The 19,043-nt window shown below is 41.6% G+C and carries 10 protein-coding genes; 1 reads left to right on the top strand and 9 read right to left on the bottom strand.

The window, feature by feature from the left end; all coding sequences use genetic code 11:
* Positions 1-20 precede the first annotated feature (20 nt).
* The 9 genes from LDL79_RS02475 to LDL79_RS02515 all read right to left on the bottom strand — a co-directional run bounded on the left by LDL79_RS02475 (position 21) and on the right by LDL79_RS02515 (position 14,820).
* On the bottom strand, positions 21-1,208 hold the full coding sequence (locus LDL79_RS02475; RefSeq protein ID WP_225599040.1) for a Gfo/Idh/MocA family protein: 1,188 nt from the start codon (positions 1,206-1,208) through the stop codon (positions 21-23).
* A 6-nt stretch (positions 1,209-1,214) separates the two neighbouring features.
* Positions 1,215-2,552: a Gfo/Idh/MocA family protein gene (locus tag LDL79_RS02480; RefSeq protein ID WP_225599041.1), complete on the bottom strand. Its 1,338-nt coding sequence runs from the start codon at positions 2,550-2,552 to the stop codon at positions 1,215-1,217.
* A gap of 1 nt (position 2,553) precedes the next feature.
* Complete coding sequence (locus LDL79_RS02485; RefSeq protein WP_225599042.1) at positions 2,554-3,924, bottom strand: 3-keto-disaccharide hydrolase; 1,371 nt, start codon at positions 3,922-3,924, stop codon at positions 2,554-2,556.
* Positions 3,925-4,037: 113 nt separating this feature from the next.
* Positions 4,038-6,086, bottom strand: coding sequence for a glycoside hydrolase domain-containing protein (locus LDL79_RS02490; protein WP_225599043.1), 2,049 nt, complete (start codon positions 6,084-6,086; stop codon positions 4,038-4,040).
* A 46-nt stretch (positions 6,087-6,132) separates the two neighbouring features.
* Positions 6,133-7,452 carry an L-fucose:H+ symporter permease gene (gene fucP / locus LDL79_RS02495; protein ID WP_225599044.1) on the bottom strand — a complete coding sequence of 440 codons (1,320 nt, stop codon included), beginning with the start codon at positions 7,450-7,452 and terminating at the stop codon, positions 6,133-6,135.
* A 189-nt stretch (positions 7,453-7,641) separates the two neighbouring features.
* Entirely contained in the window at positions 7,642-10,344 is a 2,703-nt protein-coding gene (locus tag LDL79_RS02500; protein WP_225599045.1) for an alpha-L-rhamnosidase, read from the bottom strand.
* Between the two features lie 6 nt (positions 10,345-10,350).
* On the bottom strand, positions 10,351-11,172 hold the full coding sequence (locus LDL79_RS02505) for an alpha/beta hydrolase (protein WP_225599046.1): 822 nt from the start codon (positions 11,170-11,172) through the stop codon (positions 10,351-10,353).
* Between the two features lie 18 nt (positions 11,173-11,190).
* Positions 11,191-12,897, bottom strand: a complete 1,707-nt coding sequence (locus LDL79_RS02510) for an arylsulfatase (RefSeq protein WP_225599047.1) — start codon at positions 12,895-12,897, stop codon at positions 11,191-11,193.
* Between the two features lie 114 nt (positions 12,898-13,011).
* On the bottom strand, positions 13,012-14,820 hold the full coding sequence (locus LDL79_RS02515; protein WP_225599048.1) for a glycoside hydrolase family 2 protein: 1,809 nt from the start codon (positions 14,818-14,820) through the stop codon (positions 13,012-13,014).
* Between the two features lie 253 nt (positions 14,821-15,073).
* On the opposite strand from LDL79_RS02515, the gene LDL79_RS02520 reads away from it, so the two are divergent.
* Entirely contained in the window at positions 15,074-19,036 is a 3,963-nt protein-coding gene (locus LDL79_RS02520) for a hybrid sensor histidine kinase/response regulator transcription factor (RefSeq protein ID WP_225599049.1), read from the top strand.
* Positions 19,037-19,043 lie beyond the last annotated feature (7 nt).

The raw sequence follows: 19,043 nt of genomic DNA on the forward strand, positions 1-19,043 counted from the left end.
CCTCCATTAAATTATAAAGTTTAAATCGAATGCTTTGGGTTCCATTTAACGACTTCATTTTTCAGCATCGAGTCAATAGCCATTTGCACACAAATTGCGGTATTGGCTCCGGTTTTTAAGTCAGAAATCGGTTTGCTGTTATTCTTGATCGCATCTCTAAAATCCATTAAAGCCTGCTTGCTGGGATCTGCGTGGGTAAACTCAAACGGAATTCCTTTTCCGGCTTCCCAAGGTATTGTGGCACCTGCAACACCATCAACCTCAGCGCGCTTTTTAGTATAATTTCCTTCAGGATAAAACCAGCCATTGACATAATCTAAAATGATGGTTCCCTTATCGCCCATCACTTTAATTTGATAATCGTCTTTAGCATTGGTCGTTAAACAAGTAAAGGTCGCCTCTACGCCACTGGGATACGAAAATAAATGATGTACATTATCAAAGGTTTCTCTGCCGTCCTTCCAGTAATCAATACCGCCGGTACCAAAAACCTGCGAGGGTGTTTCTCCTAAAACCCAATTGGTAAAGTCGATCTGATGCGAACATAATTCTGCGGTCAATCCGCCAGAATATTCGCGGTACATGCGCCAATTGATCATACGCTCCAGTTCTGGCTCGGGGACGGGTCTTCGCCAGTTTCCGCTTCGGTTCCATTGGCATTCAAAAGCAGTGATCTCGCCTATTTTTCCATCTTTAATCAAATCAACCACGTGCGTATACAAGCGCGAACTGTGGTACTGATGGCCGGTTTGAAAGACTAAATTCCCTTGTGCAGCATCAACAACATCCAACACGGCATCATAGCCTTTTGCCATTGTTTTTTCACCATACACGTGCTTTCCGGCGGCAAGCGCATCAAGTTCTATCTGCGCATGCGTGCTGAACGGAGTCGCTACCAAAACCGCATCAATACTTTTATCTTCTAGCAATTTTCGATAATCAGTATAGGCTTTTGCTGAATCTCCCGCGCGTTTCATTCCGTTAGCCAATCGAAATGGAATAATATCACAACAGGCAGCTACTTCAATCCCTTCAATATTTTTCATCACCGAAATTAAACCGCCTCCGCGATCGCCGGTTCCTATCACACCAATACGTATTGGCGCACTTGAACCCACATATTTATTGATATAAGCAAACCCCGGACTAGCAGAAGATACCGCCGCTGCTGCCAGACTGCTTTTGATCACAAAATCTCTACGTTTCATAGTCTCTTAAATTTTTGGTTCCCAATTAGGTGCATACTCGCGTCCCCAAAGTTGCATCGCTTCCCGATCATAAATGCGACCTGATTTAGCATCGATATCAAAACCGTGCCCTACACGATACGCCATATTTGCATAATGCACCATCGCCATACTTACCGAAGCATCTTCAATAGGCGCTTTTAAAGTTTCTTTACCGCGAATCGCTTCAAAAAAGTTTACCATATGCGCTGTGGAAGAGTCGCCGCCACCGCCAAGTGCGAGTCCGCTTTCTGCAGTTTCTTCACTTTGTTTGATGACTTTTCCGCTGCGATCCATAAGCACATAATTAGAACGATCTACCAAAACCGAACCTTCGGTACCAAAAATAAGCGTACCACGACCGCGGCCATAAGTATTGTAACCGTTGCGGCTTTTTCCGTCCCAATTGATTACTTTATCATCATCAAATTTGAACGTCGCATACATCGTATCATACATTTCCCAACCGTCATTTTTAAAATGCCGTTTTTCGGCTTGCACTTCAGCATAGTTAGGAAATTCAACGCCTAATGCCCATCGGGCAATATCTAGTTCGTGCGTCGCATTGTTTCCTGTTTCTGCGGTACCGTAATTCCAGCCATACCAGTGCCAGTTGTAATCCCAGGTTTCGCTCGTGTACGCTCTACGTGGAGCCGGCCCTTGCCAAAGCTCCCAATCTAATCCGGTGGGTACAGCCGCCTGCTGCTGCACCGGTGTTTCTCCACGCGGATTGGAATAAAAAGCTACAGCTTTATAAACATCGCCAATCACCCCTTTGTGAATCTGATCTATGATCTCTATAGTGTGCAACGACGAGCGCTGTTGATTACCCATTTGCACGCGTTTATCAAACTTTTTTGCCGCCGCAACCAGGAGTTCGTTTTCATTCATATTGTGGCTACATGGTTTTTCAACATACACGTGTTTGCCCGCTTTTAATGCCATAATAGATCCCGGAGTATGCCAGTGATCTGGAGTTGCATTTATAAGAATATCTACATCCTTATCTTCAATAACTTTACGAATATCATTCTCCAGTTCTGGTGTGTAATCAATATGTTCTTTAAAATTCTTAAGCGCATTCAGTCGGCTTTTTTCCATCACATCGCAGAGATACAGTAGGCGTACGTTAGATTCTTTGCGGGCGATGGGTGCATAATAGGCTCCCAAACGTCTGCCTAATCCCGCGACCGCAACATTTAGCCGATCATTAGCTCCTATGATATTGCGATAACTACTGGCAGCCATTCCCATTGTGGTATTGCTAAGCGCCAGCGCGGTTCCGCCTAAAATTGATTTATTGATAAACGATCTACGTGTGGTCATATTAAAGTTCTTTGATTTTGATATTCTTGAAGGAAACGTGATTTCCGTGGTCCTGTAGTAAAATATTGCCGCGCTCTAAGGTCCCAAATCCCGGCCAGTCTTTGTATTTACTTTCTTGAACTAATTGAAGAAAAGCATCTGTACTGCGATCGTACTCCAACACTTTTTCATCATTAAGCCAGTGCGAAACTTTACCATCTTTACTCACAATGCGTGCAGTATTCCAAGAGCCAATAGAGTTTACCGGTTTGTTAGGGTCAGCCTGAATCAAATCATACAACGAAGCTAAAGTGCGACTACCTTCGTGATTGCCTAATTTGGCATCAGGATGCCGTGCATCATCCAGAATCTGATACTCTAAACCTATCGAAGAACCTTCACCTTTATTCAGGTCTGTATCTACATAATATTTGATTCCGCTGTTAGCACCTTCGGTAATTTTAAAATCCACTTTCAGTTCAAAATCTTTGTACTTCTGCGTGGTGACAATATCTCCACCCGCTTCAGACTCTCCGCCTCCACTTTCCATGACCGTGAGCATGCCTTCTTCGATCTGCCACCCTTGCTCAGGAAAAGTCTCAAGTTTTGCTCCTTTCCAACCCGATGTGGTTTTTCCGTCCCATAGCAGTTGCCAACCAGATGCTGCTTCTGCTTGTGTAAGATTATTTTTAGTATTAAAAGCAGGCAAGCGCATCTGCTTACTGTATTCTCGCGGATTCTCTGAAATGATCTTTAGATTTTTCCATCGTATTTCTTTCCCCGGTTCCTCTTCAGCGCCTATCGCGTGTACTTGTAATGCAATGAACCCTGAAGCGGTCTGATCATCTACAAGATGCGCCGCTTCAACTCCATTGATCCAGGTTTTGAGCGTATCACCCAATGCTTCCACACGGTAATGATTCCATTCATTTTGTTTAAAAGCCTGCTGCGCTTTAGGGTTATTTTCTAAAGAATACAACCAGCCTTTGCGCGCCTCATCATAAATACCGGCGCTCCAAGCCCGGTCAGAAGGATCTATCTCTACTTGATATCCGTGAACTCTTCCCTTTTTATAATCAGGATAGCTTAGGCTGCGTATTTGCACACCTGAATTCATCGAAGGATCTACCTTATAATCAAACTCTAAAATGAAATCGCCATAATCTTCGGTAGTCGTTAAAAACGAATTCGGTGTATTGGCTACGGTGGTTCCCACGATTTCGTCACCTTCTATACGATACGCTGCTTTGCCGTTAAGTTGTTCCCAACCATTAAGCGAAGAACCATCAAACAGGTCTTGCCAAGGTTCTTGATCTGATTCTTTTTTACAGCCCGTGATCAGTAAGCTTGCAAGCACAAACAATGCTGCGCCTTTGTAGAGATGTTTATTCATAAATACTATTTATCGATTAAATGTTCATAATACGCTTAAATATACGCAATCGTTATAGCAAACCATCAAAAAAATAGCGAGACTTCAATAAAAAGCCTCGCTATACATACACACTAGTTTAATTCAACTTTTGTAATAAAAGTATCTTTGGTTCCCCAATCTTTATTGGGCGTATCTGCTATTTCAATGATCAAGTTTCCACCGGAAGTCAGTTCTTCGTGCGTGAGCCAGTTTCGATTTAAAGGTTTTCCATTAAAGGTTACCGATTTCACGTAAAAATGCTCCTTGTTATAATTCCTGACTGAAATTTTAAAGGTCTTCCCTGTAGCAAGATTAAGATTCACTTCTTTAAAAATTGGCGCCGTTAAATAGTAAACCGGACTACCTACATTAGCTACCGATAGTCCCATACTGTGCAGCACAAACCACGATGACATCGTACCGGCATCATCATCCATCGTTCGCAAATAAGCTTTGGGTTTGTTCTGATAAATGCGGCCCACATAAGGGTCTATCCCTTTGCTGTTGTCGTTAAAATAGGTTTGCACCACGGTGTCTAAAAGAATTTCTCTAAAGAGTTTTTGTGATTTCCAAGGTTGACTTGTGGCATTGTACAATCCCGGAACTTGCAAATCAGGCTGATTGGCGTGATTGTAATTAAACTCTTCAAAAAACTGATCCAGTTGACCTTCAAAGGCCTCTGCACCACCTGTTAAATCTTGCAATCCGTTCACATCCCAAGGCACAAACCAGCGGTATTGCCAAATGGTCCCTTGATACAAACCGCGTGCTTGCATTCGATCTACATCATTTTTTGACAGATCTTTAAAATCTTTATCCCAATAGGCTTTATAATCTAAAGCTTTATCTAGATACGTTTTACCCGCTCTGGAATCTCCTGTCGCTTTGAGAATTTCACTTATCGCCCAGAGATCGTAAGACGACTCTAAAGCTTTGTCCGGAGCACCAAAATCTAAATGATCTGCTTCATAAAGCAAGGAATCTTTTATAGCTTCAAAATCGACCTCGTAACCTTTTTTATATGCATCCAGTAGCACAACCATCGCATGTTCTGTACGTACTGTAGGTGAAGTCTCGTGTTCTGTCGCCCAATTCTTTTTACCAAAGCGGTATAAATTGGCAATACTCGTTGTGATATTTTGATAGGTTTTAGGCTTAATTAAAGATAAAAGCGGCAACTGCTCGCGGTAATTATCCCAAATCGCCCAACCGTTATAGACTTTATACTCCTCATTTTGCACAGAACCATCTGTGGCTCTGAACGTCCCATCTTCTTCGGAAACTAAAAACGGAGACTGCGCAGTTCTATAAATTAAGGAATAGAATAATTCCATGCGATCCTTTTCACCAGTAATTTCAATAGTTTTCAAATAGGCGTTCCAACTTGCGGAAGCCTTTTCTTTTAAAGTCTCAAAATCAACTGAAGTAATGCGTTTTTTGGCATATCCCTCATTTACTGAAGAAAAACCGACCTGAACTTCAGCGGTATTCTCCAAGCCTTTTACCATCAATTGGTGCTCCCCTACGTTCTGAATTTGAGCTTCTTCCGGTAATTTAATCGCATAATAAATGCGGTAGGTTCCGGCGTGGCAGGTAGTTTTAGTATCAATATATCCCGAAATCAAGTTTCGGCGTATCTCGTGTGTTTCAGCAACAAAACGATTACTCAGTGCAAAAGAAAGGTCTATGTACAAACCGCTATTCGCATTCGGAAATGTGTACTGGTGCATTCCTAAATTTTGCGCTACGGTGAGTTTGGCGTCGATTCCATTTTCAAAATTCACATGGTAAAAACCAGGAACTGCATCCTGCGTTTTTTTTATGAGTTGGGTCTCTACTTCAGCATTTAGAATAGGTTTAATAAGCAGATTTCCTCCGCTTCCCGTGCAGCCCACTCCTTCCATTCGGGTATGGGTAAAACCGTCAAACTGCTTTGCGTAATATTCATAGCCCGTATGCTGATGCGGATTGGTTTGCGGGCCTAAATTCATCATATTGAACGGGGTGGTCGCCGATGGAGACATCTGTCCGTGATCGCCGCTCGTACCTAAAAACACATTGACATAATCTGTTAATTGTTGTTGCGCAGCACTTGTAAAAGCCAACAATAACGTAAGAAATAGCGGAATATATTTTTTCATCAAAAAAAGCTTCAGTAATAGATCTTAAAGTTAAGTTTTAGAGGTATTAAAGCGTTTCGACAATGTTATGTTTTCTATGAATCCATATTCCGTAGATCGCGATAATCGTAAAACACGAAACAGGAAGCAGGAACGAAAGATTCATTTCAGAAAGCCCTAGAACGGTAATATCGTTTACTCCTACGCCCCCAAAGTCTATGATCATTCCTTGAAGTTTTGGTAATAAAGCACCACCTACAATAGCCATCACGAGTCCGGCTGCGCCTATTTTAGCTTGATCCTCTTTTAAGCCTTCTAAAGCAATCCCGTAAATCGTAGGGAACATTACCGAAAGGAAAAGCGATACTAAAACCAAGCTATACAAGCCGGCGTGGCCTTCAAGAATCACCGCGCCTAAGGCGAATAAACCTCCTAGCCCCGAAAAGCAAAACAACAATTTACCTGAGCTCATAAACTTTAGCATATACGTACCTATCGCACGACCTACAGTAAATAAAATAAAGGCTACCAACTGATAATTTGCCGCGGTAGAACTGGATATCCCTTTGGCCTCAGCATATTGATAAATATACGTCCAGCAGCCTATTTGCGCACCCATATAGAGCACCAAGGAAAATACACCTAGAGCATATTTTTTATTCTGAAAAAGTTCGCTGAAGGTATCTTTTATACTTGGGATGCTGCCGTCTCCTTTTGCCTGCGGCATTTTATTTACGGCGATAAGCACTAGAATAGCCAGAACCACAAGCCCCAAGATCACATAAGGATTGCGGATCACCATAAGATCAGCAGATTTTATAAGTAGCTTTTGCGCTTCGGGCAATGCCGAAAAATTCTCTACATCATCAGATTGTAAGAGATCCAAGACAAAAAACTTCGCAACCAGCAAACCTACGATGAGCCCGACAGGGTTGAAGGCTTGCGCTAAATTTAAACGCTGCGTTGCCGATTTCTGATCTCCCATCGCCATAATGTATGGGTTCGCCGTGGTCTCTAGAAATGCCAGACCAAAAGTCAGGATGTATAAGCCCAAGCAAAAAAACCAGAAAAGCCCGGTTGTTGCAGCAGGATAAAACAATAAGGCGCCGCCGGCGTAGAGCGTGAGACCAACCAGAACTCCAGATTTATACGAAAACTTACGTACAAATAAAGCGGCCGGAAGCGCCATGCAAAAATATCCTCCGTAAAAAGCCATCTGTACCCAGGCGGCTTGCGAGTTGGACAACTCTAATACTTTTTTAAAGGCCTGTACCATGGGATCTGTGACGGCGTTAGCAAATCCCCAGAGGGCAAATAAAGAGGTAACTAAAATAAAAGGAAGTATTAATTTTTTAGGTACAACCGGAGCTGCTTGTGTTTTATTCATTCTTAAACTATTTAAATCAGACCTTTCTAAAATCTAGCACTACACAATCGTTGTAGTAAACTAATTCTGAAAAATTTTATACTCGAAGTTTTTGTTGAGCTTTCAGCGAAAACGATCTCGATATCGATTTCACTAAAACGTTTTACTTTTGTAAATCTAAATGTTTTCTTTTAAATCAAAAATTAAATTTTAGAGCTTGATTTGAAAATGATGGGTTCCGGAGCTTAATGTTAATAACTCCGGCTTCAATACTTTCCCTTCTTGCATTACTTCTTTAAAATGTTTCAGATTAAATGAAGCTGTACTATTCGTTGGAATTTCAACGGTATAACTCACAAGATTTCCATCTCGCTTCCAGGAAGAAACAATATTCCCATACGGACTTTTATGCGATGCTTTGAATTGGTCAAGCCCTTTCACAAAATTGGGTTTTAGAATAATATTCTTGAATCCGGGAGCTTGTTCATCTGGTAGAATTCCGCATAGACCTTTATACATCCACGCACCAATGGCACCAAACATAATGTGATTTCTAGAAATGTCTGACGCAGCATCAATATCCCAATTTTCATACAAAGTAGTTGCTCCGTTTTTGATCCACCAGCCCCAAGACGGATAGGTTTCTTGCGAAGCCATCTCGTAAGCAAGGTCTGCGTATCCGTTTTCACTCAATGCTCCTAAAATAGTCTTGGTTCCTAATAGGCCTACATCAATATGCTTGTCGTCTGCTCGCACCCGCTTTGCTAAATTTTCAGCCACTTTGCTTCTCAAATGCTTCGGTACCACATCAAAATATAAGGCGCTGCTTAGTTCGGTTTGTAAACCGCTCCCATAAATTCCAGTATCGGTATTCAAATACTTCTTATTGATCGCAGACCGTACTTTTGTTGCCAAATCTGCATAGATTTTGGCGTCTGCCTCATTTCCTAAAAGTTTTGCGGTCTTTGCTAAAATGCTCGCATCAACAAAGTAATAGACGGAAGAAGTGAATTCTTTAGGCGTTACCGATTTTACCGGAACCCAATCACCCAATCCCCAAGTGGTCAAACCATCCTCATTTTCAGTTTCGGTAATATGATCTACATATTTTTTTATCGCCTCATAATTTAACCGAAGCGCGCGATCATCTCCATAAAACTGGTACAATTCCCAAGGAATAATTGCGATCGTGCTCGTCCAGTCTGGGCCATTACCCCAATCATAGCCCCAGCCCCAAGTAGGAATAATAGAGGGCAAAACACCGTTAGGTTGCTGCTCATCGCGATGGTCTGCCAGCCATTTCTCATAAATCGTTATTCCATCAAAATTGTATAGTCCGGTTTCTGTATTGATGTGCGCATCTCCCGTCCAGCCGTTTTTCTCCCGCTGCGGACAGTCAGTTGGATATCCAAAAAGATTAGACAAATAAGCTGCATTTGTGGCTTCCCAGATTTTATTAAGCACCTCGTTTGAACTCTTTATTTCGCCTACCTGCTCCACATCACTATGTGCAAAATATCCCGTTAGATTGTCTTTAGAAAGATTAACCGGCGTACTACTCATAACACGCACATATTGAAAGCCTTTATAGTTGAATTTAGGCTGAAACACCTCTTCTCCGGTTCCTGCCAGCGTATAAATATCGGTTTGAAAAGGATCAGAATCATCGTGTGGCCTGTAGTGTACGTTAATGTTTGAAAGGTCTACATCGCCTAAACTGTCTAACTGTTCAGCGTGAGTCACTCGAAAAACCGTACCTGCATCACCCTGTACTTTTAACTGCGTAATCCCCGAAATATTACGACCAAGGTCAAACACATAACTGGTATCTGCCAACTTCGTAATACTAACCGGAGTTATAGTATCTACCAAACGTATGGGCTGAATGGCCTGGGCGACAATATGTTTTGACGGTGCTTCTACAACCTGAGCGGGCGTCCAGGCGCTATCATCAAAATCGGTGGTATTCCATCCTGACTGGTTTAAACGCGCATCTATATGCTCTGCCGTGTAGATACTATTAAAAACCTCTTGTCCTAAACTTGTTTTCCAATCGGCATCTGTAGCGATTACCTCTGATGTATCATCGGTATAGGTAACTTTCAAATTGAGTAAAAATCGCGGCCTATTGCGCCAACCGGCCTTGTCAAAATTCCATACTGCAGTTGACTGGTGATTGTACCAACCGTTACCTAAAAGTACGCCCAACGCCAATTCACCAGATCCTTTAACCGCATCAGAAACGTCAAAAGTGACATACGCGTTGCGTTTATCAAAACGCGTATACACCGGGTCCATAAAATGGTTTCCTATTTTGTTGCCGTTGATGTAAAACTCAAATAATCCTGCTGCGGTAATGTATACTGTCGCTTTGCTAACCTCTTTTTCTAGCGTGATCGCTCTTCTAAAATAAGGCGCCTGTTTAACTTCAATACTGTTGGTGTCTGTGATCCAATGGCCTTGCCAATTTTCGGTTTGCATCATTCCAGTTTCAAACCGGGCAATTTCAGAACTGCTTGAAACTCCAGAACTATCCTTGGTAATAATCTTCCAAAAATACGCTGTAAACGGTGTTAGCTCCTTTCCTTTAAATTCAACCAGATTAATAGCTTCTGCGGAAGCGTGTTCCCAAACAGCTCCGGTTCCCTGAGCCACCTCAGCAGAATCTTGTCCCACTAAAATTTTAAATTCTTTTTGTCGGTATTCGCTATCGGCGTCAATCTTCCACGTAAATCTTGGTGCAGCCTCATCTAAGCCGATAGGATCTTTCAGGTATTCGGTCTTAAGATCATAAGGTTTAAAGTCCGCTTCGGTTTTACATGATACAAACATTGTAGTTCCTAGCACTAAAAATGACAGGAAATAGTAAATGCGCTGATTGAAAAATCGGTTTGAGAAAGGAATATAATTCACAGGAAATTATTCTACAGGATTAAAAAATGAATCAAAAATGACCAGATGATACTTGATCGCATCTCGCCAAACATCCCACGTATGACCGCCAGGTGTGGTTAAAAATCGGTGCGGAATATTCATATATTCCAGTTTATCATGGAGTTTTACATTGGCATCATAAAAGAAATCTGAAGTCCCACAACTGATCATTAGTTGTAAGGAATTTGGCGTCAATAAAGGTGTCATATTGATCACGCTATTAGCTTCCCAGCGTTCTGTATTCTCAGCATACGTACCCAAATATTCTGAAAGCTCCCAGTTGTTAGGAAATGGTGTGATGTCTACGCCACCACTCATACTACCCGCAGCGCCAAAAACATCTTGATGTTTAAAAGCAAGATAAAGCGCACCGTGACCGCCCATACTCAAACCGGTGATCGCTCTCCCGCTTCGGTCTTTTATGGTGCTGTAGGTGTTATCTGTGAACGCCACTAATTCTTCTGCTACGTAGGTTTCATACTGGCTCTCTAGTTTTACCTCGCTGTCAAAATACCAACTGTTATAATTTCCGTCAGGACAAACAAAAATCATTTGATATTGATCTGCATACGATTCTAATTTAGGAGCTCTTTTGGGCCATTCAGTATAATTACCGGAATGACCATGAAGCAAATAAACCACAGGATATTTTTTTGAAGCATCGTAGTCCTCAGGAGTAACTACCATCGCTTGAATATCTTTATCCATCGCATCGCTATGTGTGATAACGGTTTCTACTTTGCCGGCATACAAAAGGGTACCGGTTAGCAAAAACAAAGCTAGAATGAGTTGATGTATACTTTTCATGGTTCTTAGATTTTCAAATTAGTTAGGGAATACATCTGTTGCCTTGGCCATAGTATTCCATTCTTCTTGCATCGCTTTTAAACGATCGGGATATTTTGCTGCCAGATTATTCATTTCGGTACGATCGTCTTTCAGATTATACAGTTCCCAATCTGCATTACCGTCAAGCTTAACCAGTTTCCAATCGCCTTGACGTAGAGCTGCTGCACCAAAATGCTCCCAAAATAACGTTTCATTAATCGGTGCTTCTTCTGTATTTGTAAAAGCCGAAACCATACTTTCTCCCATATATGGGTCGATGGTATTTCCATTGAATTCCTCAGGATACGTAGCTCCTGAAAGCTCCAGTAAGGTAGGCATAATGTCTATGATATGTGCTGCTTGCGATTTTACAGCACCACTTTCTTTAATTCCTGCCGGCCAGTGTACAATGAAGGGCGAAGTGATTCCTCCTTCGTAAACCCGGGCCTTCCAATATCTAAACGGTGTGTTGGCCACATTTGCCCAAACCGGACCAATACCAGACATCACTGTTTCTGGTCCCGGAAGATGTTCTTCACTTTTCTTTACAGGATAATGAATTTCGCGACCATCACGTGTTTCTGAAGGGCGGTCAAAACCAATTCCGTATTGTGAAGGACGCTCAGAACTTGCCCCGTTGTCTGACATAAACATAATCACGGTATTATCAAGTTGGCCGGTTGCTTCCAACTTGTCAATGAGTTTCCCGATGTTTTGATCCATACGATCAATCATTGCTGCGTGAACCGCCATCGCTCGAGAATCCCAGTTTTCATTTTCTGCCCACTTTAAGTCAGGAAACATAAACTCAGAAAGTTTGGTCGTGTCTCCTTTGAAAATCCCTTTCTCAATGAGTTTTTTATAGCGCTCCTCTCTGATTTTTTGCCAGCCTTCGTCATACACATGCTCGTATTTCTTGATTTCTTCCTCAGGTGCCATTAATGGCCAATGTGGTGCACAATGAGCCACATAAAGGAAGAAAGGCTTTTCTTCTTTTACAAAATGATCTACATAAGCTACTGCCGAATCGCCAATGGCATCAGTGTAGTAGAAATCTTCTGGAACCTCTTTTACGGGCTCTGTACCATTAACCAACGCAAACGGATCAAAATAATCTACTACTCCCCAAATGTTTCCGTAGTATTTATCAAAACCACGCGCAGTAGGATAAGTATCTATATCTGAAAAAGTCTCTTTTTCTGTCTGATGGTTTAACCATTCCAATTGCTCATTCCCGCCCAAATCTTCAGTAGGTGAAACGTGCCATTTCCCCACCATTCCGGTTTGATAACCGGCAGTTTTTAAAACTTCGGCCAAGGTCACGGTTTGTTCATCAAGACGACCGCGATATCCCGGAAGGTTACGATCCATCGTCATCTGACCAATTCCCGCTTGATGCGGATATTGTCCGGTAAGTAATGCTGCGCGAGAAGGACAACATCTTGATGTATTATAAAACGCGTTGAAGCGTAAGCCATTTTCTGCAAGACCGTTTAAAACCGGCGTATCTACTTCACCACCATAACAGCCCAGATCTGAAAAACCAAGATCGTCTGCCATAATCACAACGATATTCGGTTTTTCGGGTGTCTCTGAAACTGAAGCTTTATCAGAGGTGTTGTTGTTTTTGCAATTAATAAAAAGTAAGGAACAACCCGCAATTAGGCTGATTTTTTTACGGAAAGGATTTAATTTATGTAACATAATTCAAAACTAAAACGTTTTACTTTTGTTGTAAATGTATTCTTTTCAAATGAAAAAATCAGGATTCTCATTTTAGAAAATCCTGATTTTGAGCTTTACTTGGTGAACATGTGCTTATTCGTTAAGAGCATTAATCACTTCAGTATTGATTTGATTTGTTCGCTTGATATCTAATTTATCAACCTCGCGATCATAGGTCATTAGGCCATTGATTTCACCTTCTACATCAGTAGTTTGTGTGTAGATCGCTCCGGAGAATCCGGCGCTTACAAGATCTTTCAACTTTTCAGCATAGTCTACATATTCATCGGTAACCTCTTTTGAGTTATTGAATTTCACATACCCCCAATTGTTTCCGGTTTTCCAAAGGTGTCCTTCCAAAGGAAGTCCGATTCCTCCATACTCTCCTATTACATTCACACGATTGGCGTCGTACAAATACATATTAGGCGCAGGATAATGGTGTAAATCTAGAATATCGCCGGTCTGGAAGAAATTACCTCCACTAGCGGAATTTACCAAGCGTGAAGGATCGTATTCATTGGTCCAATCTGTAATCTCAACAGTCTTGAATTGTCCCCAAGATTCATTAAAGGGCACCCAAATCACAATACTTGGATACGAATACAAATAATCCATTATTTCTTTCCACTCTTTGCGGTAGATCGCTTCAGATTTAGCGCTACGCTCAAATTCGTTTCCTTTATGGTAATCGCGATTTTGCCAGTCGTGCGAGTTATCACCGTTAGGCATATCTTGCCAAACTAGAATTCCTAAACGATCACAATGGGTATACCAACGTGCAGGCTCTACCTTCACGTGCTTACGTATCATATTGTACCCATATTCTTTGGTTTTCACGATATCGTATTTAAGCGCTTCGTCAGTTGGTGCGGTGTATAAACCATCAGGCCACCAACCTTGATCAAGCGGACCAAACTGAAAGTAATCTTTATTATTCAGCTGCATACGCATAATGCCTTTATCGTCTCTTTTCTTAGAAATCTTGCGCATTGCGAAATAGCCTTGGACTTCATCTTGAGCTTTACCGTTATCAAGAAGTGCGATTTTAGTATCGTATAAAAAAGGAGATTCTGGCGACCACAACTTCGCATCAGGAACAGCAATAATAATTGGTTCGCCCACCGCAGCTTTTGTAGTAGATACTGTTTTAGAACCATCAAGAATTGTGATCTCTACTACATCTCCATACGTGGTTCCGGCAGCAGCAACTTCAAAAGAGATCGTACCTTGATCAATATCTGGAGTCGTGCGTACATCTTCTATATGCTTTTGACTCACGGGCTCTAGCCAAACTGTTTGCCAGATTCCCGTTACCGGGGTATACCAGATTCCGTCAGGATTTTTCACTTGCTTTCCTCTAGGCTGAGGACCATCACTTGTAGGGTCCCAAACTTTAACCGTGAGCTCTTGTTTTCCGCTCTTTAAAAACGGACTGATATCGAATGAAAAAGGCGTAAACCCGCCGGTGTGCGAACCGATTTTCACTCCGTTTAACCAAACTTCGGTTTCCCAATCAACCGCACCAAAATGCAACAACACGGCTTTATTATTCCAATCTGAAGGAACGCTGAAGCTGCGTTTGTACCAAACTTCTTGATCTGCACCCACTTCTTTCATCACTCCAGAAAGGCTCGACTCTACAGGAAAAGGCACTAATATTTTTCCGTCAAAACTTTTTGGAGCAGCCGCTCCCTTTTTCTCAATGCTGTATTCCCAAAGCCCGTTTAAGTTTTGCCAAGCATCGCGCTCCATAATTGGGCGTGGATATTCTGGTAGCACATTATTCACATCAATTTGCGATGCCCATTTGGTTTTGATCTTGTCTCCGGCGGGCTTCCACTGCGCCGTGAGTGTGGTCGTAACAAAAGCCAAAATGGCTAAAACTCTAATTTTTTTCATTTCAAATAATAGATTTAAACTTGGATCTCTAAAATTTACAACGTTGTAATTCTAAAAGATTCCAAAAATTTGCAATTCAAAGTACGTTATAGAATCTCCTAATTTTGTCAAGATTTCGTATCAATTTGCTATTAAATCCATTCAATTTCGGCGTTATTCTAAAAAATACCGGGATAGTGAGACGATATGTCGAGATGCTGAACTGTATTATTGTAGGGATAGCTGTATCTTTTAACCCATAAATCTCAAGGTTTTGAAATACTTAAAACACACCACTCTTTTTCTCTTAGTATTCGTCCAGGTCGTGTTGGGTCAGGACTATTATTTTGAGCATTACACGGTAGAAAATGGTCTTTCTCATAATACGGTCTTATCCTCGCTTCAGGATTCAAAGGGCTTTTTATGGTTTGGCACTAAAGATGGTCTCAATCGTTTTGATGGCTATGCTTTCAAACGTTTTCAGAATAAACCCAATGATCAAAAACACTTATTAGGCAATTACGTAGAATCGCTTTTAGAGTATGATGGGCATATTTATGCCGGTACCGATAATGGCCTTTTCAGATACGATTATAAGCTCGAGAATTTCACGCTACTTGAGGGAACCGAAGATATCATCATTCAAGATCTGGAGCACGACGCCGAAGGAAACATTTGGTACATCGGTAACGGTACTATTTATAAATATAACATTGCCACAAAGCAAACCGAAGACTTTCCGCCCAGTAATTATTTTATAGCTTCTGAACTTCTAGAAACGCCCGAAGGAGGTATTGTTGCTGCCGGTTTAGATCAATTGTATCGCTTCAACCCAGAGGAGAAATCCTTTAAATCTTTAGGCTTTTATATGCCAGACGTTGAGCTTTCGGCCTTCAACATCAATATTTTGTTGATGTTAGACAACAATACGATAGTGATTGGTTCGCACAATTATGGGGTACTCGCTTTTGACCTCAAAACCAAAAAAACAACAAGCCTGCTTCCGGTAGCTAATCCGTTTTACATACACGATCTTACGCTTAAAAATGAAGACGAACTCTGGGTAGCTTCAGAATCTGGAGTGCACATCTTCAACCTAAAAACGAAGGCGTATACTAACCTTAAAAAGAATATTAGCGATCGCTACGCGCTTTCAGACAATGCGGTTTATACGTTGACGGTTGACAGCAGTGGCGGCGTTTGGGCAGGGACGTATTTTGGCGGAATCAACTATTATGCACCTGCCTCGCGCTTTTTTACCAAATATTTCCCTAAACCTGCACAGAATTCTATAGTTGGAAACGCGGTGCGCGAAATTAAAGCAGATCAAAACGGTATGCTTTGGATTGGTACCGAAGATAATGGTCTCAGCAAATACAATCCCAAAACTGATACGTTTATCAATTTTAAATCTAAAGAGTCCGGCGGAATTCTTACGCATCACAACATTCACGCGTTAATGCCGGATGGCGATCAAATATGGGTGAGCTACTTTGACAACGGGATTGACGTCATTGATATTAGTACCCATAAGGTGCTTAAGCATTATCAAGTGGGGACTTTAGGCAAGGCGCGTAACAATTTTGTTTTCTCACTGGTTAAAACGACTTCCGGAAAAATTTATGCAGCTACGGTACGCGGCGTGAAGTATTACGATCCTGATCAAGACCGATTTGTGTTGTGTGACGCTTTCCCCGAAAATTATCATTACACCTCTTTTATTCAAGATTCTAAAGGAGTCCTTTGGGCGGGCACGTATTGGGACGGACTCTATTTTTTCAATCCAAAAACCGAAGAGAAAGGATATTTTCAAGAAGAAAACGCACAGGGCAACACGCTAAGTCACAACCACATCAACGGTATTTTTGAAGATGATTCCCAACGTTTATGGGTCACTACCGAAAACGGCCTCAACCTGTTCAACCCAAGCACTAAAACCTTCAAAGTGTTTACTACCGCGCAAGGTTTCCCCAGCAACGTATTTTATGCGGTGGTAGAAGATAATTCAGGGAAACTCTGGGCGACTACTGCAAATGGTCTCACAGCATTTGACAGTGATTTTAAGAATATTCAGACCTTTACCAAAGCGCAAGGATTGCTGGGTAATCAGTTTAATTACAACAGCATTTATAAAGATCCATCCGGTCGTATTTATACCGGTAGCGTCAACGGGATGGTTAGCTTTGATCCTTCAAGCCTTATAAAAGATAACAACCACGCTCCCCTTTATTTAACCGGCTTACACATCAATAACCAAGAGGTTGCTGTAAATCCTGAAGATGACATACTTCCGGAATCCATTGCAACCCTGAACACGTTGGTTCTTGAGCCGGAAGATTCTTCGTTCAGTATTGACTTTGCTGCTCTGGAATATACCGCTCCCGAGGTTACGAAATACTGGTACAAACTTGAAGGATTAAATACAGAATGGATTTCGCTGGGAACTAACAACACCGTGCATTTCACAAAACTGAATCCCGGTGAATATACCTTACACATCAAATCTCAAAACAGCAATGGCGTTTGGAGCCAAGAAAGCCAACCCCTGAACATCGAGATTTTGCCGCCTTTTTATTTAACCAAACTTGCTTTTGCCCTTTATATTTTGTTTGCTGTGCTCTGTATTGCTGCGGCGTTCAGGGTGTATCATTTTTACCTAGCACGTAAAAACAACCGAAGAATTAAGCAGGCCAATGATAAAAAGGAGAAGGAAGTGTATCAGGCTAAAATTGAATTTTTCACTAATATTTCGCACGAGATACGCACGCCACTCACACTGATCAAGAGCCCGTTAGAAAAAATCCTCAAGTACAAAGACATTTATCCTGAGATTGCTGACAACCTTAAAATAATGAACAAGAATACCAATCGTATTCTTAATCTGGTCAACCAACTTTTAGATTTCAGGAAGACCGAAATTGAAAAAATGAGTCTCAGTTTTGTGGAGACCGATGTGAGCCAACTGGTACGAAAAACACAAAGCAGATTTACCGAAGCGATCAACGATAAAGAAATGGAACTTCATCTGGATCTGGAAGAAGAGGTTATTGCCTTCGTGGATCCCGAAGCCCTCAAAAAGATATTGAGTAATCTCTTAAGCAATGCGATCAAATATGGTGAAAAGCATATTTATCTAAGCTTGGAAAAGGCCGGGCAGCACTTTAAGATCGCTGTAAAAAACGACGGTTACCTGATCCCTGAATCGATGAAGAATAAGATCTTTGAACCTTTTTACCGTCTTTCGGAAGGAGCTACGCAAGCCGGCACCGGAATAGGGTTATCCTTAGCGCACTCGCTGAGTGAAATGCACGATGGAAGCCTAAAACTTCAAACGTTAGACAATGGTTTGAACACTTTTGTGGTTGAGCTTCCGCTACACCAGAAAAAGCATTTTGAACTTTACGACCATCCTGCTATCACCGAAGAAACTCCCTTAATTCCTCAAAAACCTGCACAGGCTTCCGCTGCTACAAAACCTGTTATTGTCGTTGCTGAAGACAATCAGGATTTACGTGAATTTGTCACTAAAGAATTACAGGAAGCTTATAAAATCTATGCCGCTCCTAACGGAGAAATCGCCCTTCAAATGCTCAAAGAACACAGTGCGCATTTGGTTATCAGTGATATTGCGATGCCGGTCAAAGATGGCTTCACGCTCTGTAGAGAAATCAAGACCAATATTGAGACCAGTCACGTACCGGTAATTCTACTGACTTCAAAAAATGCACTTTCGGCTAAAATTGAAGGCCTTGAATCTGGTGCTGACGCGTACGTTGCAAAGCCATTTTCAGTAGATTTCTTAAAAAAGCAAGTGGCTAATCTAATCGAGAACCGCAAGCATATTATGGAGCATTACGCCACTTCCCCGCTTGCCCATATGCGTAGTATGGCCAACACGAAAACGGACGACGCATTCATTAAAAAACTAGACGATACCATCGCCAATAATATGGCAGATTCTAATCTCAATGTAGAAACCCTCGCCGAAATTATGCATATGAGCAGGTCTACTTTATACCGAAAAATCGCCGAAATCACTAATTTGAGTCCAAACGAACTCATCAATATTTCCCGACTTAAAAAGGCTGCTGAATTGCTAAAAACGGAGAATTATAAAATTTATGAGGTGGCAGAAATTGTAGGTTACAATTCGGCTACGAGTTTTGGTCGCAACTTTCAGAAACAGTTTCAAATGACACCTTCTGAATATGTGAATAGCGATCAGCGTATTTCCTAAAAGAAAA

Origin of the sequence: Leeuwenhoekiella palythoae, assembly GCF_020310025.1 — a bacterium.
GTDB classification, from domain to species: domain Bacteria; phylum Bacteroidota; class Bacteroidia; order Flavobacteriales; family Flavobacteriaceae; genus Leeuwenhoekiella; species Leeuwenhoekiella palythoae.